Below are 21,403 nucleotides of genomic sequence, written 5' to 3'. Positions count from 1 at the left end.
TATTTGACCTTATTTTAAGAACATTAGTTCGGAAAGGATTGTAATGCGATTACCCACAAGCTACGGATCTATTATTAAACTGAGCGGCAAACGTCGTCGCCCTTTTGCTGTCCGAATAACCACAGGTTGGACAGACGAGGGAAAACAAATTTATAAATATATTGATTATTTCCCGACACGGAAAGCAGCATTATCCTGCCTAGATGAATATAATAAAAAGCCTTACGATTTAAATAACCGCCATATTACCTTTTCAGAGTTATTCAGTAAATGGTCCGAATGGAAATATACCAGTCATGATAATGATGTGCCGAAAAGCTACAGATCTGCTTACAAATGGTGTCAGCCCCTCTATGATCGAATATGGATAGATCTGCGGGCCGACGAAATACAAAACGTTATTAATACTTGCCCCAAAGGATATTCAACAAAAAAGAATATCCGCATATTCATTGGATTGCTCTACCAGTATGCCCAACGTATAGAAATATCAGTAACCAATTATGCAAAAATGACTGATTTACCTACACCAACATTAAGCCGAATGCACAGACCATTTACTCCGAATGAAATAGATACATTATGGCAGCATACCGACCTTGACGGCGTTCGTTTGGCTCTCATATACATTTACACTGGTTTGCGCCCAACAGAGCTACTACGGACCAAAACAGCGAATATTCACCTGACGGAACGTTATCTCAGAGCTGGAATGAAAACAGCTGCTGGGAAAAATCGTATTATTCCTATTGCCAACAAAATTATGCCGTTTATATCTGAAATGTTTGACTCAAAAAATGAATATCTTTTAATCGACAAAAAAGATGGCAAGCCGGTGCTCACCTATGACCGACTACGTGAACACTACTGGGAGCATAACCCCGTCTTGAAAAAGATGAATCATTTGCCCCATGACTGCCGACATACTTGTGCAACATTACTCTCAAATGCCGAAATAAACAAAAAAGTCATACAATTAATACTAGGTCACAGCAGCAAAGACATTACGGATAAAGTCTACACTCACAAGACAGTTCAACAGTTAATTGATGCGGTAAACCTATTATAGTTTGTATATTGCGTGTATATTGTTCGTATATTTCATTGTTAATCAATATGAATTTTATTTAACTTTAAAGAAAATTTATACAACAAAAACCGGCATAAACACTGGGTTTATGCCGGATATTTGTGCATAGGTATGAAAAAGAATTAACGCTTCGAGAACTGAGAAGCTTTGCGGGCTTTTTTCAAGCCATACTTCCGACGTTCTTTTTCACGGGGATCACGTGTTAAGAGTCCTGCTTTTTTTAGAGACTGACGGAAATCTTGATCTACTTCCAAGAGAGCCCGGCTGATGCCGTGACGAATTGCACCGGCCTGACCGGACGGTCCGCCGCCCTTTACATCAGCAATAATGTCATATTGTTCAGTTACGCCTGTAAGAACAAGCGGCTGCTTGATGATCAATTCCAGCGTTTTACGACCAAAATAATCATTCAAGTCTTTTTTATTTACTGTAATATTTCCCTGACCCGGAACCAGACGAACTCTGGCAACGGATGTCTTTCTACGGCCAGTGCCGTAGTATTGTGCTACTGCCATGAAATCTTCCTCCCGGTATGATTAACGAATATCCAATGCTAACGTTTCAGGTGTCTGAGCCTGATGCGGATGTTCTGCACCAGCATAAACATTCAGTTTACGATACATCTGTTCACCTAATTTATTTTTCGGCAACATGCCACGGACAGCCATTTCCACAACCCGTTCCGGGCGTGTTTCAAGCATATGTCCCGCCTGTGTAAATTTTGCGCCGCCTGGATAACCGGAATGATGAAAATATGTCTTCTGAATCATTTTTTTGCCTGTCAACTTGACCTTTGCTGCGTTGACTACGATTACATAATCGCCTGTGTCTACATGCGGCGTAAACGTAGGTTTATGTTTTCCCCGAAGAACTTTAGCAACTTCGGCAGCAAGGCGGCCTAATGTCTGACCTTCAGCGTCAACAACAAACCATTTCCGTTCAATATTGCCCGGATTGGCCATAAATGTAGTTTTCATGCTGTATAATTCCTCCCTGATATAACTAACGAACCTAAGCTTTTAGGTCTTTTTCTCCGGGGCTAAGTGGAGTCCAAGTGAAAAGCTTACCTACTTATTTTACAGATTCTCCCTTTCTTTGTCAAGTTTTTTTTACAGAGATAGTGTCAAATTATTGTGGGTATCTTTTTTGAAGGCATTCTTTTTTTGTTCAGCTTACATCAATTCATAAAACCACTGTGTTCTTATCACACATCCAACGATGCAATGCTGATGCACTTCCCGGCATACTATACCGCTTAACCGCCTGGCTGCAATACAAATGACTGTGACTGGAAATCTTTTTTTCAATACAGCTTCCCATACTGTCGGGAGGGGGATTGATGGGTACGCACTATCATTCTTTCTTCGACGTATGCCGCTATATTGCCGCCATTGCAATCGCATCGCCCGCAGCTCTGCGATCTGTTCCGAACCTTTTTTACTCCACCCCATGCCCCGCGAGCTCAATCATTCGAATAAGAAATAGCTGACATGGCATCCCATACTGCTCGATATATTCGGATCGTGCAACGTCCATTGTATACTGTCCCAATGGGCTTCAATATATCGCTGCTCTTCTTGAATGACAGCTTTTTTCCTTTGTCGCTTCCCTTCAAATGAATGACATATCATTTTAATTTGTACCTTGCTTACATATAAAATAGCGGTCAATCAGAAACCGTTCCATCCCCCATTATTTTAAAAAAAAATTGACAAATCGTTTTTCCAGTGATACACTAGCGTCAATAACTTGATAGTGTTGCAATGAAGAGAAGAGTACACGAAAAGGATTGGCACAGAGAGTTCCCGTTTGGTGAAAGGGAATACAAGATAGTTCGTGGAAGATGGACTCCGAGCAGGCTGGCCGAATAATTAGGCCGCCCGGGTGCACCCGTTATCGTGCTATGGTATTTAAGGCATATGCCTGCGTACCTGAAGAGATCTGATCTGCGAAGATTAGGTAAAATTGGGTGGTATCACGGTGCTTCCGTCCCTTGTATAAGGGATGGGAGCTTTTTTTATTACAACACAGCCTTTCAAGTTTACAATTTATTTTGACTGGGAGGATTTATAATGAGCAAAAATACAAATTACAAATTCGAAACATTGCAGCAGCACGCCGGACAGGTTCCGGACCCGGCAACGGGAGCCCGGGCGGTTCCTATTTATCAGACAACGTCTTACGTTTTTAAAGATACGCAGGAAGGTGAGGATCTTTTTGGACTGCGCAAGCCGGGCTTTATTTACAGCCGTCTGACCAATCCCACACAGGAGGTACTGGAAAAACGCATTGCTGCTCTGGAGGGCGGTACAGCAGGATTAGCCACCGCCAGTGGTGCCTCGGCAATTGCTTACTGCATACTCAATGTAGCTGGTTCCGGTGATGAAATTGTAGCGGCTCCGACATTATACGGCGGTACGATCGAATTATTCACGGAAACATTCAAGCATCTGGGAATTGCTACCCGCTTTGCTGATCCCGACGATCCGGCATCCTTCGAACAGCAGATCAATGATAAAACCAAGGCCGTTTATATTGAAAGCCTGGGCAATCCGGCTATCAATATCCCCGACTTCGAAGGGATTGCCGCTGTCGCTCATAAGCACGGCCTGCCGGTCATCGTGGATAGTACCTTCGCCACTCCGTACCTGTTCCGTCCTCTCGAACATGGCGCAGATATTGTCGTCCATTCGGCCACAAAATTCATCGGCGGCCATGGCACAACATTAGGCGGACTAATTGTGGAAAACGGCAAATTCGATTGGGAAGGTTCGGGACGTTTCCCGGAAATAGCGTCTCCCGACGCGTCTTACAACGGCGTGAATTTTGCCACAGATGTACCGGGAGCCGGTTTTGTCACCCGTATCCGCGCCAAAGCGCTGCGAGATTTAGGTGCCTGCATCAGCCCTTTTAACGCATGGCTTCTCATTCAAGGTTTGGAATCCTTATCACTGCGTATCGAACGACATGTGGAAAATGCACAAAAAATCGCAGCGTATCTGGAAAATCATCCCAAGGTATCCAAGGTCAACTATCCGTCTCTTCCTTCTTCTCCCTATTACGCACTGGCCCAGAAATATTTTCCAAAGGGCGCCGGTTCCATTTTTTCTTTTGAATTGACCGGCGGCTACAGTGCTGCTCGTAAGTTCATTGACAGTGCCGATATTTTCTCCGATCTTGCCAATGTCGGCGATTCCAAATCCCTTCTCGTGCATCCTGCTTCGACAACACATCAGCAGCTCACGCCGGAAGCGCAGAAGGCTTGTGGAATCACCCCCGGCACTGTCCGCATTTCCGTTGGTTTGGAAAATGTCGAAGATCTGCTAACCGATATTGAACAGGCACTGGCACAGGTCTGATACCCAAAATTTTAGTATTAAAGTACATTCGTAAAGGAAGTAACGCCGTATGCCAATAAAAATCGCTGACGGATTATCCGCAAAAGAAAAACTTCATGAAGAGGGAATTTGTACGATCGATAAGGGGCAGGCTATTCATCAGGATATTCGTCCCCTGCGCATTCTCATCCTCAATTTGATGCCGTTGAAAAAGCCGACGGAATTACAGCTTCTCCGTCTGCTGGGCGACTCTCCACTGCAGGTAGAAATTGATTTCTGCCACACGACGACGCATGAATCCACCCATACAGATCCCTCCTATCTGGAACAAAACTATTATACCTTTGATGATATCAATGATAAATATTATGACGGGCTTATTATTACAGGCGCTCCTGTAGAAAAAATCGAATTTGAGCAGGTCGATTACTGGCAGGAAATCGTGACCTATCTGGAGTGGGCCAAAACGCATGCCTATTCATCTCTTTTTTTCTGCTGGGGAGCGCAGGCTGCTTTATACCACTATTATGGTATTGAAAAGCGCCTATTGCCGGCTAAATTATTTGGCATTTACGAATACGCCCTCACACAAAAGAATCATCCCCTGCTGCGCGGCTTTGACGATCGGTATTTTATTCCACAATCTCGTCACACTGCCATCAATGACATCCAGGTTTATAACACGCCGAAACTCGATATTTTATCCCGGTCTACCCAAACAGGAATCAATATCATGGGGACCCCCGATCGCCGTCTATTCTTTGTTCTGGGTCATTTTGAATATGACCGACGCACATTGGAAACCGAATACCTCCGTGACAAAGAAAAAGGGCTTCCCATCGCGATTCCCGAGCATTATTACCCAAAAAACAATGATCAGAACACACCTGTTTTTACATGGTGCAGTTACGCACATTTATTTTATCACAACTGGCTCAATTTGGTGTACCAGGACACACCGTACCAGCTGGAAGACTTGGAGAAGACCGAATCGGCTAATCTTTGGCAGCATACAGTATCTTCTCCGTATGCCGCTACACGGCTATAACCGAAATACAAAAAAGACAGATTGCTTTGATTTACAGAGCAGTCTGCTTTTTTTGTACTTACAGCCAAATCTCTGCTGCCGAAAACAAGAGCATCATCGCCAATACAGCACTGCACCACTTTTCATAGCGGTTAAAAAGACGACTTAATCCAGCACCGGCCAAAGCCCAAAGAATATTGGACAAAGATGCTGCCAAACACATCACGGCTCCCAGTATAGCAATCATAAATATACTCGCATAGGCAGGGAGTATAAAGGATATATACCCCATGATCATGTACAAGATAACCTTTACATTAGTCAGATTGAGAAGTATTCCTGACATAAAAAGCGTACCGCTTCCGGGCTGAACTGCTGTTTTTTCTCCAGACGGCATTGCCGTTTTATATGTCAAAAACAAAATATACACAGTTCCTGCCACCTTAAGCGGTACTTCTATACGCGGTAAAATCCCCTGCAGTGACTGCAGGCACAGAACGACAAGGGCATCAATAATAAAAAAGCTAATAAAAAGGCCTGCCAAAAAAGGCAGCGCTCCGAAAAATCCCAGGCGCCGGCTTTGTGACAACGCCATAAGGTTATTGGGTCCCGGAGTAAAGGACATGGTTGCAACGAATGATAAAAAGGCGGCTAGTTCCATTGTTTCCCTCCAAGAAAGACTACCGCCGCATGCTTTCGAAACAGAAAATATGCGGCGGCAATCTATATGTATAGCAGTTTTATTTAGTGCCAAAAATGCGGTCACCGGCATCTCCGAGACCCGGTACGATATAGCCATGTTCATTTAATTTATCATCAAGAGCGGCGACATAAATACGGACATCAGGATGATCCTTATTAATACGCTGAACGCCCTCTGGTGCCGCAACAAGACACATCAGCTTGATATTTTCAATCCCTTTATTTTTCAGCAGCGTAATAGCCGCCGATGCGCTGCCGCCGGTAGCCAGCATGGGATCGACAATAATAAAATCACGATCAACAACATCGGGAAGTTTGCAGTAATATTCCACCGGCTCCAATGTTTGCGGATCCCGGTACAGGCCGATATGTCCGACCTTAGCCGTCGGGACCAAATTCAGCATGCCCTGCACCATGCCGAGGCCTGCCCGCAGGACGGGAACAATTCCCATCTTTTTGCCGCTGATTTGTTTTCCTGTCATCTTGGCTATCGGCGTTTCGATAACCACATCTTCCAGAGGCAGATCCCTCGTAATTTCATACCCCATGAGCATGGTAATTTCTTCCAGCAAATTGCGAAAATCCTTGGAGCCCGTTTCCTTTTGCCGCATCAGCGTAACCTTATGCTGAATAAGCGGATGATTCATGACTTGCACCTGCATGTCTGTAACACTTCCTTCCAATAGTTTTACTTGTCCATTTTTGTAATCATGGCAACACGTTCGGCATGACGTCCACCATCAAAACCGGTATTCAAAAAAATGCGAACTATTTCTCTAGCCAGTCCCGGTCCAATAACGCGGCCACCCATGGTTAAAATATTGGCATCATTATGACGGCGGCTATATTCCGCAGAAAACATATCATGACATAACGCCGCTCGGATACCGTGTACCTTGTTGGCCGCAATTCCAATCCCAATGCCCGTACCGCAAATCAGTATGCCACAGTCAAAAGTCCCGTCTGCAACAGCTTCTGCAACTTTTTTGGCAACTACCGGATAATCGCAGCGTTCCGGTGTCAACGTGCCGTAATCCGTAAAAGCAATCTGCTGTTCCTTCAAATATTCTTTAATATTTTCCTTCAGGTCAAATCCGCCGTGATCAGCACCAATCACTAATTTCATCGTTTTTCCTCCTTGGTGGGTTCCTAATGTAAGCTTTTGCTATCTCAATTATACCCCTTCCCATAGACGGTGAAAAGATATATTTTTCCTGTCAGTCCCATTGTCTTCTTACAAAAGGATAACCTGGCCGCCTGCCGCTTTTTTCATGCGGTTCATAATTGCCATCCCCAACCCGCTGTCATCTGTTCCTTCAGCAAGTATCAAATCGACAGGATCGGAATCAAAAAACAAAAGGCCCGTATACAGCTGACTGGCCAAGGCGGCCTTATCGTTGTGGCTGCCCCATATATACATATTTTCCTGTGGAAAATGCAGACCCACTTCACGACTCACCAGAAATCCCACCGTTTTCCCTTCTCCAACTGCTGCCGCATACAGCTCCTGCAGCTTATCTGTTACGGCCGACACCGTTCCAACGACCGCCATCATAGGTGCTGCCGGCGCATAATGGCGGTATTTCATACCCGGCGCCTTTGGAACCCCCTTGCCGGTTACAAGGCTCGTATCAATGCGGACATGCCCCACGACCTCCTGCAGCATATCGACGGTAACACCGCCTGGGCGGAGAATCGTCACCGTATCATCATTATTACATTCAACAATCGTCGATTCAACTCCGATATGGCAGGGCCCCCCGTCAAGGATCATATCTACCCGTCCATCCATATCATGAAGAACTTCTGCGGCCGTTGTTGGGCTGGGCCGCGTCGACAAGTTGGCGCTGGGACCGGCTACCGGTACGCCTGCATACTGCAGAAACGCGCGGGCCACCGCATGGTCCGGGCAGCGAAGCGCGACCGTATCCAGACCGCCGGTCGCCGCGTCCGGCACAGTTTTCTGACGAGGAAAAATAATTGTCAGCGGTCCCGGCCAAAATCGATCCATCAGCTTTTGGGCCGTCGCCGTAATAACCGCCGCAGCCTGCAGCACAGACTGCTTGTCCGGCACAGTAAGTATCAGCGGATTATCACTGGGGCGCCCTTTGGCTGTATAAATGCTGCGGCAGGCATCGGCATCCAACCCGTTGGCACCAATGCCATATACCGTTTCCGTCGGAAAAACGACAAGGCCACCGCAGCGTATGATACGGCCGGCTTCCCGAAGCACAGCAGCATCCTTTTCTATGTCTGTAATATGTACCAGATTAGTTCGTTTCATATACATCTACCCTTTTCGTGTAAATAAAATCACCCGTTCTATGCCGCCATAGTCTTTTACGGTACGAACGTGACCGTACATTCCAGTATGCGTAAAAACAGCGATTACCTCATTGGCCTGTCCGGCGCCGATTTCAACAGCAAAAAAGCCGTCTTGTTTCAAGTACGACCAACATTCTTCAGCCATGCGGCGATATATATCCAGTCCGTCTGTCCCACCGAATAGGGCTTGCGGAGGATCATACCTAACTTCCGGTTCCAGCTGCTCCATATCTGCCTGCGTCAAATACGGCGGATTCGAAACGATCCAGTCAAAAACCTGTGGAGACACACCGGATACAATATCGCTTTCAATCCACGTTACTCGCTCCGACAACTGCAGCGCCGCACCATTCTTTTTCGCAACCGCCAGCGCCTGCGGGGAAATATCCACGCCGCTGCCGCAAGCCTGAGGCATATACTGCAGAATACTGAGAATAACAGCCCCGCTGCCCGTGCCAATATCAAGAACAGATACTGCCCCGTCACGCCCGGCCTGTTCCAAAATTGTTTCCACAAGCAGTTCCGTTTCCGGTCGCGGCACCAATACATCTCGGTTCACACAGAAATCCATCCCCATAAACGCTTTTCTCCCCAAAATATGTGCGACAGAGAGCCGCCCGGCTCTTTGCTTAACCATATCCCGGTAAACAGAAAGCTCTTGCGGATTCATGGGTTCATCATAGTGAGAATATAAATAAATCCGTTCCTTCCGAAGAACGTGTGCCAAAAGAATTTCTGCATCCAGACGGGCTGAATCGATTCCTTTCTGGACAAAAAACTGCTGGGTCCACTGCAGAAGCTCCCCTATGGTCCAGATTTTAGTCATGTTCCTCTTCTTCCTTCATCAATTCAGACCGGCGGGCTTCTGCCAATGCTTGTATAAATTCATCCACATCGCCGTTGAGGATATTTTCCAGCTTGTATAAGGTCAGATTGATGCGGTGATCGGTGACGCGTCCCTGCGGAAAATTATAGGTCCGGATACGTTCACTGCGATCTCCCGTACCGACTTGGCTGCGCCGCGCTTCCGTTACTTCTGCATCAGCCTCCTGACGCGCCTTATCGAGAAGCCGTGCCTTTAGAACCCGGACAGCCTTAGCCCTGTTTTCCAGCTGTGATCGTTCATCCTGGCATTCTACGACAATCCCCGTGGGGATATGCGTCATACGGACAGCCGAACTCGTCTTGTTGACGTGCTGGCCGCCAGCACCGCTGGCCCGATAATAATCGACGCGGACATCATCCATATTCAAATCGATTTCCACATCTTCCGCTTCCGGCAGCACGGCTACCGTAGCCGTCGACGTATGAATACGTCCGCCAGCCTCTGTGACTGGTACACGCTGTACACGATGTACACCTGATTCGTATTTCAATCTGCCGTACACCCCGGCTCCCTCAACGGAAAAAATCACTTCTTTAAAGCCGCCTAATTCAGGCGCATTAGAGCTGATGATGCTAGCCTTCCATCCTGACTGCTTTTCAATGTACTTCATATACATGCGGAATAAATCTCCAGCAAACAAAGCCGCCTCGTCACCACCGGCTCCGGCACGGATTTCCATAATAACGCTTTTATCGTCCTGAGGATCTTTAGGCAGCATCAACAGATGGAGCTGCTCCTCCAACGCAGCCTGTGCTTTGACGAGATCACTCATTTCCTCCTTAGCCATGGCGATTAAATCTGCATCACTTTCAGGATCATCCAGGATTTCTTTATCCCCCCGAATCACTTCCGATACCTCTTTATACCTCCTAAAAGCTTCAACAATCGGCGACAGAGCGGCATGCTCTTTCGTCAGCCTCTGCCACTCCTCCTGCCGGGCAATGATATCGGGATCGCTGATCCGCTGCTCCAAATCCATAAATTTATTTTCTACTGCCTGCACTTTATCGATGAACACGTTCTTATCTCTCCTTCTCCTCTGTCTCTTCGCTTACTGACGGAATGCCCACCGCCGCATCTGTATGGGGTGTTTCTTCTGCCGGCTTGACTGCTTCCAGTGCCTTGATAGCGACTTCAATCTGATCGGCGTGAGGTTCTCGTGTTGTCAGATATTGCAGCCACAGTCCCGGTTTAAACAGCAACTGCACCCAGGGATTCCTCGTACGTCCGGCCAGACGTATCATTTCATAGCTGATACCAGCCACGACCGGCATTAGGATAATCCGGGATAAAACCCGTTCCACCAGAGTCGGCCATCCTAAAAATGCAAATACAAAAATGGAAACCACCATAACGATAAGAAGAAAATTCGTACCGCACCGCGGATGCAGGCGGCTATGCCTCTTAACATTTTCCACGGTTAGGGGCTGACCCGATTCATACGTCCAAATCGTTTTATGTTCCGCGCCATGATATTCAAAAACGCGCCGGATATCACTGGTAAGAGAGATCCCCCATATATACAGCAAAAATATAGCAAGGCGCAATACGCCCTCCACAATATTCAAACGCACAGGGCTATCTTCCACCCCGGGAATAAATTTAGCCCCATAGGTCGGAATAAGCAGAAAAAAAACGACTGCCAAAACAACAGAAAATGCCATCGTAAGAGCCATCTGCTTGCCTGTAAGCTGTTCGTCCTCCTCACCGGCAGCCTGGGCCGAATAGGACAAGCTTTTCATTCCGTATACAAGAGACTCACATAAAGCGACGCTCCCCCGAATAAAAGGCTTCTTTAAAATAGGATATTTTTCCGTAATCGAATGAACCGGATCCTTTTTGACTGTAATTTCTCCTGACGGTGTGCGGACGGCCGTTGCTATATATTCAGGACCGCGCATCATAACACCTTCAATCACGGCCTGGCCGCCTACATATGTTTTAGGCTTATTCACTGAACACCCCTCCTTCTATACATACAAATAGAGCAGAGCATTTCTGCTCTGCTGCTCGTTTGTACTGCTGCTTATTTAGCTTTTTTACCATAACGTTTATTAAACTGTTCGATACGGCCACGAGCCTGCTGATTACGCTGCTGTCCCGTAAAGAACGGATGGCATTTAGAGCAAATTTCAACACGCAGTTCAGATTTTGTTGAACCGGTTTCAAAAGTATTGCCGCAAGCACATGTGACTACGGCTGTACCGTACTTTGGATGTATACCTTCCTTCACCATTCACACCTCTTTCTTATCAATCATACAAATCCTATGCTAGGATAGTATAGCACAGAGCATAGTGAAATGCAAGAAAAAGGATGACCATTCTTATTAAAATTTTCATCCATCAGGCCAAACATTCCCATATCTGCCGTATAAATCTGCCTTTTAAAAATCTGGCAGTTCTAAAAGCGCACCTCACCGCATACTGCAAAAAAAAATGATATCAATCTAAATGAAGCATATCCCGGACAACGACTCCGGCCAAAATCATCCCTGCCGTCGCCGGCACAAAGGAAATACTGCCCGGGCTAGGTCGTTTTTCTTCACCGCTCGTGATGGCCCTGCGGGGCTGTTCCCTGGAATATACAACCTTGATATGATGAATATTCCTTTTTTTTAATTCTCTGCGGATAATTTTTGCCAGCGGATCGACGGAGGTCTTTTCTATTTCTGCTACCTCAAAGTATTCAGGATGCAGTTTATTTCCTGCTCCCATCGAAGATATGACAGGTATTCCCGCATGATAGGCTTCGTCGATAATAGCAATTTTAGCACTTGTCGTATCAATAGCATCTACTACATAATCGGCACCGGAACGAGAGATAAAGCCCTGCTGTGAATCGGGCAGATAAAAAATACAGTGGGTTTCGACATGCAGTTCCGGATTAATCGCCAGCAGCCTTTCCTTCATAACCTCAGTTTTATGCCGTCCGATCGACGGCACGGTAGCACCTAGCTGACGATTTAGATTAGACGCATCAAACACATCCGCATCGACGAGAGTCAAATGCCCAATCCCAGCGCGGCACAGCGCTTCAGCAACAAACGAACCAACCCCGCCCAAACCAAATAGCAATACTTTTTTTTCAGCCAGCACATCCACGTTATCCTGACCGATCAGGCGGGCTGTCCGCTGTGTATATTCTTGTTTCATGGCCTATCGTTCCGGGACGACTTCAAGCCAATAGCCATCAGGATCCGCAATAAAATAAATACCCATAGCCGGATTTTCATACACCACACAGTCCATATCCTTATGCATTGCCAAGGCCGCCTGAATATCCTTGACGGCAAAAGCCGTATGAAATTCATTTTCACCAAGATTATACGGCTCCTTACGCCCCTTCAACCAAGTCAATTCCAACCGAAAATCAGAAATACCATCACCTACATAGACAATCGTAAAATCAGGCTTTTCAATACGCCGGACCTCGGTCAATCCCAATGCTTCTTTATAAAAAGCTAAACTGCGCTGCAGATCCAGAACGTTAAAGTTCGTATGTTTAAATATAAATTGCACAGATATATCCTCCTTATACGTTTTCCTGCCAGTCTTTGGATACATCTACCCATTCTTTGGCATGCGAATATTGTTCTAATTCAGGAATTGTCAGCTCGATCGCGCTGTTAGCCGTACCGCAAGCCGGAAACACCGTATCGAATCGTTTCAGTGATTCATCTAAAAATACATCCACACCAGGTTTAATGGCAAAAGGACATACACCCCCCACAGGATGCCCAATAAGACGTTCCACATCGTCATGCTTGATCATGGATGCTTTCTGGTGAAAACGCTGCTTATACTTATGGTTATCCACCCGGGCATCGCCGGCAAAAATAACCAAAATCGGTCTATCCTCTACTAGAAAGGACATGGATTTGGCAATCCGTTTTCCTTCTGTATGCAAGGCCTCTGCCGCTTCTTGAACAGTAGCACTGGAATGATCCAGTTCCAGCACATGATTCTCCATTCCCCACTGGGAAAAATAATTTTTTACTTTCTCAATAGACATGGTCTGCTTCCTCCTACTAAAAAAGTGCATTGTTATTGTTTCATTATATTCTTTTTTGCAGGATGGTCAACTATTTTTTTAATTATAACAGCTCAAAGGCCACCGTACTGCCTCGATCTGTTTTATGAACCGCCAAGCGTGTATCGATCCGCTCCCGCAGTTCCGGCACATGCGAAATAATCCCGACAAGACGTCCCCCTTGTTTCAATTCCAGTAACGTTTGCAGCGCAAAATCCAGAGTTTCTCCATCCAGGGTTCCAAAACCTTCATCAATAAATATTGTATCAAGATGAATACCGCCGGAATAGGCCTGCACAATATCTGCCAGTCCCAGTGCCAAAGCCAGAGAAGCCAGAAATGTTTCCCCACCGGACAGCGTATTGGCCGGCCGGGCATACCCTGTATAATTATCAAACACCTCGATATCAAGACCAATCTGTCTAATCCGCTTGTCATCCCAGGTATGGGAACGCTGCAACTCATAACGATGACGGCTCATTTGATCCAGACGTCCGTTAGCTGCCGTCAGCACTTCATCGAGCAGTGCCCCCAACACATACCGTTCAAAATTAACGCCAGTCTGCCGACCGCTAATCAGCTCATAGACAGCTCCCATCGTCTTATACTGTTCTGTCAGGCCGCTCTGTTCCTGCTGCCAGTTCCTGACTCTCGTCTGGGCTTCCTCGAGCTGCTTCAGCTGGCCCGCAATACGGGCAGCTTCCTCAGAAAGACGGCGGCATTCCTCATTTTTTTCGGTCAAGGTTCGTCCGTACGCTTCCATATCCGGTTCATCTTGGCGTCCTACAGCCTGTTCCTCCTGTTGGATCTGTCCCTGCACTTGCTGAACATCTTTTTCATACGCTGCCAATACAGCCTGTTCTTCCTCAATACAGGAAATATCCTTTTGCAGTTCCCGGCATTCCTGAACCGTAGCAAAGCCCGCCTGCAGAATTCGTTCCTTCAGTACCGCAAACACCTCCGTATACTGGCAACGTAACTCTGTCACTTGCTGGGCCAGCATTCTCTCCTGTTCCCCCCAGCGGGCAAATACGGTTTCAGCAGCCAGTACATCCTGTCTTACTTGACGGAGCTGCCGCTCGTACTGTCTAAGCTGGCCGGAAAGCCGTTCTATATCGCTTCGCAAATACTCGACCTGCCGGTATGCTTCAGGAAGGTCCCGTTCTGCCTGAGCTTTGGCCTCCATGGCCCTGGCCATGGCCAGGCGATCATGCTCTGCCTGCTGCCGCGCCGCCTGTACGCTTGTTTCCATCGCAGCGGCATCCTGTTGCAACTGCAGCAGTTCTTCAGAAAGCCGTGCCGCCTGACGCACTTGGGCCTGCAAAACAGTCAGTTCTCGTTCTGCTGTATGAAGCCGCATCTGCCATTCCTGGCTCGTTCCTGCGAAGGGAGACTGCCGACGTAATTCCGCATATTGGCGCTGCTGTTCCCGGAGAGCCGCTTCCTTGGTACGAACGGCCACTTCTGCCTGCTGCCGCCTGCCTTCGCTGGCAGCGGCCTGCTGCTTGCGCCGCTCGACATCTTCTTTCTGCGGCAGGTTTTCTACTGTCACTGCCAAATGCGGATGCGCTTCAGACCCGCAGACCGGGCACGCTTGTCCATCAATCAGTCCCTCGGCCAACAGGGCCGCCTGCCCTTGTAAAAACAAAGCATGAACTGATTCATAATCCACACTGTCCTGATGGGATTGAGCCGCCGCACGGGATAAAACTGCCGACGCCTCTTTACAGGACGCTTCTGCCGCCGTAATGGTTGCATGCAGACTTTCGGCAGATAGCTCCCGCTGCAGTCTTTCCCGCAATGCCGTCAACCCCGCTTTGGCCTTTTCAAACGCCGCCGCTAAATCAGCCTGTCCAGCCGCCGCAGTCTGCCGGTCCTCTAGTTTCTGTTTATACGTATTCAGCATTTGGCTAAGTGCGTTCAGACGATCAGACGACTGGTCTGATACTGCCTGCATGGCGGCTGCCGTCCGGCACAGCTGTCCATAATTCTGCGCTTTTTCCAACAGCCCTTGCAGGCGGGCCAGCCGATCCACATCCTGTTGATAGGCATCATGTTTTTTTTCCAATTCTTCATTGCTTTTTTTTACATTCATCAGCCGTATTCTGGCCTGTTCCAATTCTTTCCCGGCTTCAACAGCTTTTTTCCCTGCTGCCGAGCCTTTTTTCTGAATCTCATCTACATGCCGGCAAGGTTCAGCCAAAAGTTGTGCCCGTCGCAGCGCTTCCAGCCGCAGACGTCGGCGTTTAAACGCATCACGCTCTGCCTCCAGAGCCACTTGCCGGCCACGACTTATTTTCAAGGCCTGCCAATGGCTGAATAAAGCCTGCGCCTGCTGCACAACCGTTTGATAGGCATCACGATCTTTTCCGGCAACTTTCAAGGCATATTCTGTATGCTGCAGATTCGTTCGCAGCTGCGCTGCCTGGCAAGACAGCATCTCTGCATCCGCAGCGCCAGCAGCCTGCAGGCATTGCTCAATATGACCGGCAATCATCTGGTATTGATCTTTGATCACATCATGCTGTTCCTTGGCAATTTCCTGCAGGCGTGCATACCGCTGTGTGCGAAACAGAGTCTGCATAATCTGCTGACGATCACTGGAATTAGCCAGCAGGAGCTTGCGAAAATCTCCCTGCGGCAAAAGTACAACTTGACGGAATTGTTCCGATTTAAAACCTAAAATCCGCTCGATTTCTATATTGACATTTTTTGTAGCAATAACAGCTGTATCGTTGCCGTTTTCGTCTACTTCGTACAAAACCGCGGCTGATGCCGCTTTTCTCAGACCTGTACCTCTTTTTTTTGCAATCTGCTGCTCTGGGCTTCGTTCGATACGATACCGCTTATACCCCACAGCAAATAAAAAGACAACATACGTCGGCTGCTCCGGCGACGCATATTCACTGCGCATATGCGTTCCTGAACGACGGTCGCCGCTTGTATCCCCATATAAGGCGTAGCACATGGCATCCAAAATCGTCGTCTTGCCAGCGCCAGTGGGGCCGTAAATCAAAAAAAGCTTGCGATCCTCCAGCACTTGAAAATCAATGGCCTGCTTATCAGCATACGGCCCAAAGGCATTCATTTCCAGATAAATCGGTATCATAACAATCCCTCACCTTCTCCAGTGAGCAACTTTCTCCACAGTCCATTGACACAAGCCCGTTCTGCCTCAGTCAGCGGCCGGTCAGGCTGCATGGCGGAGGCAAAACTTTCAAATAACTGCTGCTCCGTCGATTTTCGCAAATCAAATGAACGGGCCGATCCAGACTTGCTTTGCCGGTTTGGAGTTTCCAGCGCCAGAACCTGCGGATATTTTTTTCTCAGTTTTGCCATCCCGTCCAGGATAGGATCCGTATCCAACAGACGTATCAGGACAAAGTCATCGCGCCGCACGTCATCTTTGTTCATAATATCATCAAAAAAGCCTTCAATAATACGTACATCATGACGTGGCTCAAAGGGTAAAAAGGTTGTCGACACCAGACCGCTTTTACCAATATCTACAAGCACAGCACCTTTTTTCTGCCGGACCTCACCAAAAGAATATTTCAGCAGGCTGCCCGCATAGCGGATGGACGGACTGCCGGCCTGCTGCGGTCCATGGAGATGTCCCAGTGCGGTATATGTATAGGGTGCAAAAAGAGCCGCATCGACAGCATCGGAACCACCGATAGATAATGGACGCTCCGAATCGCTTCCCATACCGCCGGCCACAAAGGTGTGGGCAATACAGACGGATCGCACTGTTTGTTCCACCCCCCGCGATTGTTGCTGTAAAAGCCGGGCCAGTGCGGTTTCATGATCCCGTATGCTATGATCTCCGAAATGATTCCGAACAGACGCCGGTTCCGCAAATGGGGCCGCAATAAAAGCGATAGGACCGTATGTATCTTCCAAAATATATGGCCCCGATAACTTATCGAGCTCACCGGCGATATATAGGTTCTGCTTTTCCAAAAGACGGCTGCCAAAGGAAAGACGGGACGCGCTGTCATGATTGCCGCTGATAACAAAAAAAGGCACCCCCAGCTCTGCCGTCACTTTTGTCGCGATTTCATCGAATAATTCTACGGCACCGGCCGGTGGCAAACTGCGATCATATACATCACCAGCTAATACGACGGCATCGACATTTTCTTCCTTCAACATAGGCAGAAATTGCTCTGTCAATACATACGCCTGTTCCTCTGTCAAATACTCCCCATAAAACATTTTCCCCAAATGCCAGTCTGCACTATGTAAAATTCGCATGCTGTCATCTCCTTACTTTTCCATATATGCCCGACGGAGCAGCTGTATTTCTCGGGCGTATCCTTCCAGATCGTTTGGAGTTTCCAAATAAAAGGGAAGCTGCCGCAGCGCCGGATGATTGATAATACGGCCAAAAGCCTCCATGCCAATATAGCCTTCACCAATTTTTTCATGACGATCCTTATGACTTCCCATATTATTTTTGCTATCATTGATATGAACAGCCTTCAGCCGATTCAGCCCGATAATACGATCAAAGGCTTCCAATACCTCGTCAAGACGGTATACGATATCATAGCCGCCATCAAAAACATGGCAGGTATCAAGACATACGCCGAGACGGTCCGCCATGCCGACTTTATCCATAACCGCGGCCAGTTCCTCAAAGTTTCTCCCGACTTCCGTTCCCTTGCCGGCCATCGTTTCTAAAAGGACAGTCGTTCTCTGGCCCTGGAACATACACTGATTCAGCATTTCTGCTATAAGTCCGATGCCGGCTTTTGCCCCTTGCCCGACATGACTGCCCGGATGAAAATTATAACGGCAGTTATCCAGATGTTCCAGACGACGCAGATCCTCAGTCATAACTTCTACAGCAAATTGCCGTGTTCTTTCCGTTTTGGAGCAGCCGTTCAGTGTATACGGGGCATGCGCCAGAACAGGAGCAAAATGATGCGACTGCAGCAGCTCATTTAGAGCTTCCATATCCTCTATATCCAACCGCCGCACGCTGCCGCCGCGGGGATTGCGCGTAAAAAATTGAAACGTGTCAGCCCCAATAGAAAGCGCCTCTTGCCCCATATGCAAAAAGCCCTGTGAAACCGATAAATGACATCCTATATGCAGCATATGCCCACCTCATAAATGAAAAAGCTGCAGCAAAGACACATGTGGTTTTACTGCAGCCGGTAACCAAGAACTATTCTATTCCTGTTTCTGACAATCCTTACATAATCCGGTAAAAGATATGTTAACACTATCTACCTTAAAGCCAGTCTGATCTGCCGCATTTGCAGCCAGCGTCTTCTGATCTACATTGACATCCATAACACGATTGCACCTGACACAGCGAATGTGTGCGTGCGGTGACGTATTGTAATCATAACGGTGCGCGTCTTCCTCACATTGCAATACCTGCACTACGCCGATCTTTGCAAAAATTTCCATTGTCTTATACACTGTAGCCAGACTCATGGAAGGATACTTTGGCTGCAGCTTCTTATAGATAGCTTCCGCATTTGGATGAGTCATATTGTGATCAATAGCCTCATATACAGCCAGACGCTGCGGCGTGACCTTGTATCCATTGTTGCGTAACACTTCAGCAATATCCATATATATCCCCCTTTCATATAAAATATATTTCAATATATTTATAGCGAATACGATAAAAGTATTCTCTATTATATTGTAACGGTTATTAAGAGAAATTTCAACATTTTAAATATTTTTTTTCAATTTGACGGATATAAAAATTCCAAGCATAATATATAATGAGAAAGAAAGGAGCTATATATGACAGACGAAAAAACCATTCACAGCATAGCAGACACACTTCATATACAACCAAAGCAGGTGCGTACCGCGCTAGACCTGCTGGAAAACGGCAATACAATTCCTTTTATCGCCCGATACCGCAAGGAGGCGACCGGTACCCTGGACGAAGTGCAGCTGCGCCAGATCAAAGAACAGGCAGAACATGAGCAGGCACTGGCAGACCGCAGAGAAACCGTACGTCAAGCAATTACGGAACAAGGAAAATGGACCGATGAACTAGCCGCTCTTTTGGAACAAGCCCGCCGCCTTCAGGAAATAGAAGATATCTATTTGCCCTATAAACAAAAAAAGAAAACCAAAGCCTCCATAGCCCGGGAAGCTGGTCTGGCACCTCTGGCAGATCATTTTTGGGAGCAGGACTCCACGGGTATGCCGCCGGAAGCAGCTGCCTGTCCGTATCTCAACAACGCCTTCCCCAGCATTGAAGACGCCATCCAGGGTGCCGCCTATATTCTCGCTGAACGACTGTCCGAGCTGACGCCATACCGCCGCTGGCTTCGGCAGGCACTATGGAAAACCGCCAAGCTGGAATGCAGCTTGCAAACAGAGGCAAAGGAAGCTTCATCGCTGCTAACATATAAAGATTTCAGCGAACGCATCAGCACACTTCCCAGTCATCGTATTCTGGCGATCAACCGCGGCGAAGCGCGCAAGATTCTCAAGGTAACCTTAGCAGAAAACACCGATGGTCATATTGAAAAACTGGTGCAAATGGCGCTGCGCAGGTCCTCTCCGTATACCCAGATCATCAAAAATGCTGCAGCAGACAGCTACAAACGTCTCATTTTCCCTCAAATGGAGAGAGAAATCCGTGCTGATCTGACGGCACGAGCTGAAAAACAGGCTATTTCTGTATTTGCTAAAAATCTCCGCAGCCTGCTCCTGCAGCCGCCCTTCACCGGACAAATCACCCTGGGACTTGATCCAGGATACCGCACAGGATGTAAGGCTGCCGTCATTGACACTACAGGACACGTCCTGACCTACGGTACCTATCATCTGACAAGTTCGGAAAAGCAATATAAAGACAGCGCTCACGCGCTCTCCAACATAATCCGCAGCTATGGCGTATCCCTCATAGCGATTGGTAACGGCACCGCATCCTATGAAACAGAGCAATTTGTATCCAATCTCATTCAAAATGACCAGCTGGACTGTCATTATATTATTGTAAATGAAGCAGGAGCATCTGTCTACTCTGCTTCTGATTTAGCCCGGGAAGAATTGCCGGAATTGGATGTTACAATCCGCGGCGCCGTCTCTATTGCCCGACGCCTGCAGGATCCGCTGGCAGAAGCTGTCAAAATAGATCCAAAATCTATCGGTGTCGGTCAATATCAGCATGACGTAAATCAAAAATCTCTGTCGGCCACGCTCGACGAAGTTGTAGAATCCGTCGTAAACTATGTTGGTGTCGACCTCAATACAGCCTCTGCTGCGCTCCTGCAGCATGTATCCGGCCTATCCGCTGCTACAGCAGCCAATATTATTGCTTACCGCAACGAAAACGGTCCCTTCTGCAATCGTCAAGAGTTGTTATCCGTCAGCCGTCTGGGACCGGCTACGTTCACACAATGTGCCGGTTTTCTGCGCATCAAACACAGCGAAGAACCATTGGACAATACCTCTGTCCATCCTGAATCCTACAAGCTAACCAAAAAAATCGTTGAACATTACGGACTGACGATGAAAGACGTAAAGCACGCGAAAACACTGCGAGAACTACAGCGAAAGCTGCAAATGAATGCCGTGCCTATATTGGCAGAAAAGCTGCAGGCCGGAGAACCTACCATTCGGGATATCATCGAAGAACTGCGCAAGCCGGGTCGTGATGTACGCAGTGAGCTGCCACAACCCTTGACACGCAAACATATCCTATCACTGGACGAACTGAAAATAGGTGCTATCGTCCGGGGCACGGTACACAATGTTGTGGATTTCGGCGCTTTTATCGATTTTGGACTGAAAACTCCGGGTCTGATTCATCGTTCAGAACTATGCAATCATCCGTTTCATCATCCAACGGATATTATACAAGTCGGCGACATTATAGACGCCATGATTATTTCTGTCGATGCCGAACGCGGGCGCATCGGCTTATCCATGAAACGGCTGCGCGATACAGAAAACGCATAAACAATTTCATAAAAAACAAAAACGCTGCGACTTCTTTACGCCAGCGTTTTTGT

Annotated in this window: 21 protein-coding genes and 1 other annotated feature; of the genes, 4 read left to right on the top strand and 17 right to left on the bottom strand. The window is 47.4% G+C overall.

From position 1 onward, the window contains the following. Window positions 1-43: 43 nt before the first annotated feature. On the top strand, window positions 44-1,069 hold the full coding sequence (locus tag AB840_RS04000; RefSeq protein ID WP_048513543.1) for a tyrosine-type recombinase/integrase: 1,026 nt from the start codon (window positions 44-46) through the stop codon (window positions 1,067-1,069). Window positions 1,070-1,212: 143 nt separating this feature from the next. On the opposite strand, the gene rpsI is transcribed toward AB840_RS04000, so the two are convergent. Together rpsI and rplM are read right to left on the bottom strand one after the other, a co-directional pair. After that, on the bottom strand, window positions 1,213-1,605 hold the full coding sequence (gene rpsI, locus AB840_RS03995; protein WP_048513542.1) for a 30S ribosomal protein S9: 393 nt from the start codon (window positions 1,603-1,605) through the stop codon (window positions 1,213-1,215). Window positions 1,606-1,626: 21 nt separating this feature from the next. After that, window positions 1,627-2,067: a 50S ribosomal protein L13 gene (gene rplM / locus AB840_RS03990; RefSeq protein WP_048513541.1), complete on the bottom strand. Its 441-nt coding sequence runs from the start codon at window positions 2,065-2,067 to the stop codon at window positions 1,627-1,629. Window positions 2,068-2,844: 777 nt separating this feature from the next. Further along, window positions 2,845-3,087, top strand: a binding site (T-box leader). Window positions 3,088-3,162: 75 nt separating this feature from the next. Here rplM and AB840_RS03985 point away from each other — a divergent pair. Together AB840_RS03985 and AB840_RS03980 are read left to right on the top strand one after the other, a co-directional pair. Continuing rightward, complete coding sequence (locus AB840_RS03985; RefSeq protein ID WP_048513540.1) at window positions 3,163-4,449, top strand: O-acetylhomoserine aminocarboxypropyltransferase/cysteine synthase family protein; 1,287 nt, start codon at window positions 3,163-3,165, stop codon at window positions 4,447-4,449. 49 nt (window positions 4,450-4,498) lie between these two features. After that, a complete protein-coding gene (locus tag AB840_RS03980) occupies window positions 4,499-5,476 on the top strand; it encodes a homoserine O-succinyltransferase (protein ID WP_048513539.1) in 978 nt (325 codons plus the stop codon). Between the two features lie 58 nt (window positions 5,477-5,534). Here AB840_RS03980 and AB840_RS03975 read toward each other — a convergent pair whose 3' ends face one another. From AB840_RS03975 to AB840_RS03905, 15 genes are all read right to left on the bottom strand, one after another. Next, window positions 5,535-6,116 (bottom strand): LysE family transporter, encoded by a 582-nt coding sequence (locus tag AB840_RS03975; RefSeq protein WP_048513538.1) that lies wholly within the window; start codon window positions 6,114-6,116, stop codon window positions 5,535-5,537. A 79-nt stretch (window positions 6,117-6,195) separates the two neighbouring features. Further along, window positions 6,196-6,819, bottom strand: a complete 624-nt coding sequence (gene upp, locus AB840_RS03970) for a uracil phosphoribosyltransferase (RefSeq protein WP_048513537.1) — start codon at window positions 6,817-6,819, stop codon at window positions 6,196-6,198. Between the two features lie 26 nt (window positions 6,820-6,845). Continuing rightward, entirely contained in the window at window positions 6,846-7,283 is a 438-nt protein-coding gene (rpiB, locus tag AB840_RS03965; protein WP_048513536.1) for a ribose 5-phosphate isomerase B, read from the bottom strand. Between the two features lie 108 nt (window positions 7,284-7,391). Then, on the bottom strand, window positions 7,392-8,441 hold the full coding sequence (locus AB840_RS03960; RefSeq protein WP_048513590.1) for an L-threonylcarbamoyladenylate synthase: 1,050 nt from the start codon (window positions 8,439-8,441) through the stop codon (window positions 7,392-7,394). Window positions 8,442-8,447: 6 nt separating this feature from the next. Further along, window positions 8,448-9,308 (bottom strand): peptide chain release factor N(5)-glutamine methyltransferase, encoded by an 861-nt coding sequence (prmC, locus tag AB840_RS03955; RefSeq protein WP_048513535.1) that lies wholly within the window; start codon window positions 9,306-9,308, stop codon window positions 8,448-8,450. Continuing rightward, window positions 9,301-10,386 carry a peptide chain release factor 1 gene (gene prfA / locus AB840_RS03950; RefSeq protein WP_048513534.1) on the bottom strand — a complete coding sequence of 362 codons (1,086 nt, stop codon included), beginning with the start codon at window positions 10,384-10,386 and terminating at the stop codon, window positions 9,301-9,303. The genes prmC and prfA overlap by 8 nt, the downstream gene beginning before the upstream one ends. A 4-nt stretch (window positions 10,387-10,390) precedes the next feature. Continuing rightward, window positions 10,391-11,323 carry a DUF1385 domain-containing protein gene (locus tag AB840_RS03945; RefSeq protein ID WP_048513533.1) on the bottom strand — a complete coding sequence of 311 codons (933 nt, stop codon included), beginning with the start codon at window positions 11,321-11,323 and terminating at the stop codon, window positions 10,391-10,393. Between the two features lie 71 nt (window positions 11,324-11,394). Then, the gene (rpmE, locus tag AB840_RS03940; RefSeq protein WP_048513589.1) at window positions 11,395-11,601 is read right to left on the bottom strand and encodes a 50S ribosomal protein L31; all 207 of its coding nucleotides are present in this window, start codon (window positions 11,599-11,601) and stop codon (window positions 11,395-11,397) included. Window positions 11,602-11,812: 211 nt separating this feature from the next. Next, a complete protein-coding gene (locus AB840_RS03935; protein WP_048513532.1) occupies window positions 11,813-12,523 on the bottom strand; it encodes a tRNA threonylcarbamoyladenosine dehydratase in 711 nt (236 codons plus the stop codon). A gap of 3 nt (window positions 12,524-12,526) precedes the next feature. Continuing rightward, the gene (locus AB840_RS03930; RefSeq protein WP_048513531.1) at window positions 12,527-12,889 is read right to left on the bottom strand and encodes a VOC family protein; all 363 of its coding nucleotides are present in this window, start codon (window positions 12,887-12,889) and stop codon (window positions 12,527-12,529) included. Between the two features lie 13 nt (window positions 12,890-12,902). Next, window positions 12,903-13,382: a YbaK/EbsC family protein gene (locus AB840_RS03925; RefSeq protein WP_048513530.1), complete on the bottom strand. Its 480-nt coding sequence runs from the start codon at window positions 13,380-13,382 to the stop codon at window positions 12,903-12,905. A gap of 82 nt (window positions 13,383-13,464) precedes the next feature. Then, the gene (locus tag AB840_RS03920) at window positions 13,465-16,509 is read right to left on the bottom strand and encodes an AAA family ATPase (protein WP_048513529.1); all 3,045 of its coding nucleotides are present in this window, start codon (window positions 16,507-16,509) and stop codon (window positions 13,465-13,467) included. Continuing rightward, the gene (locus AB840_RS03915) at window positions 16,506-17,657 is read right to left on the bottom strand and encodes an exonuclease SbcCD subunit D (RefSeq protein WP_048513528.1); all 1,152 of its coding nucleotides are present in this window, start codon (window positions 17,655-17,657) and stop codon (window positions 16,506-16,508) included. The genes AB840_RS03920 and AB840_RS03915 overlap by 4 nt, the downstream gene beginning before the upstream one ends. A 12-nt stretch (window positions 17,658-17,669) precedes the next feature. Continuing rightward, the gene (locus tag AB840_RS03910; RefSeq protein WP_048513527.1) at window positions 17,670-18,506 is read right to left on the bottom strand and encodes a deoxyribonuclease IV; all 837 of its coding nucleotides are present in this window, start codon (window positions 18,504-18,506) and stop codon (window positions 17,670-17,672) included. Between the two features lie 75 nt (window positions 18,507-18,581). Next, a complete protein-coding gene (locus AB840_RS03905; RefSeq protein ID WP_048513526.1) occupies window positions 18,582-18,992 on the bottom strand; it encodes a Fur family transcriptional regulator in 411 nt (136 codons plus the stop codon). Between the two features lie 180 nt (window positions 18,993-19,172). Here AB840_RS03905 and AB840_RS03900 point away from each other — a divergent pair, with 180 nt between their 5' ends. Then, window positions 19,173-21,350, top strand: a complete 2,178-nt coding sequence (locus tag AB840_RS03900; RefSeq protein WP_048513525.1) for a Tex family protein — start codon at window positions 19,173-19,175, stop codon at window positions 21,348-21,350. Window positions 21,351-21,403: the final 53 nt, after the last annotated feature.

This window comes from Megasphaera cerevisiae DSM 20462, assembly GCF_001045675.1.
GTDB classification, from domain to species: domain Bacteria; phylum Bacillota; class Negativicutes; order Veillonellales; family Megasphaeraceae; genus Megasphaera; species Megasphaera cerevisiae.
Note: the sequence above shows the minus strand (reverse complement) of the source record. Positions and strands in the feature narration are given on the sequence as shown.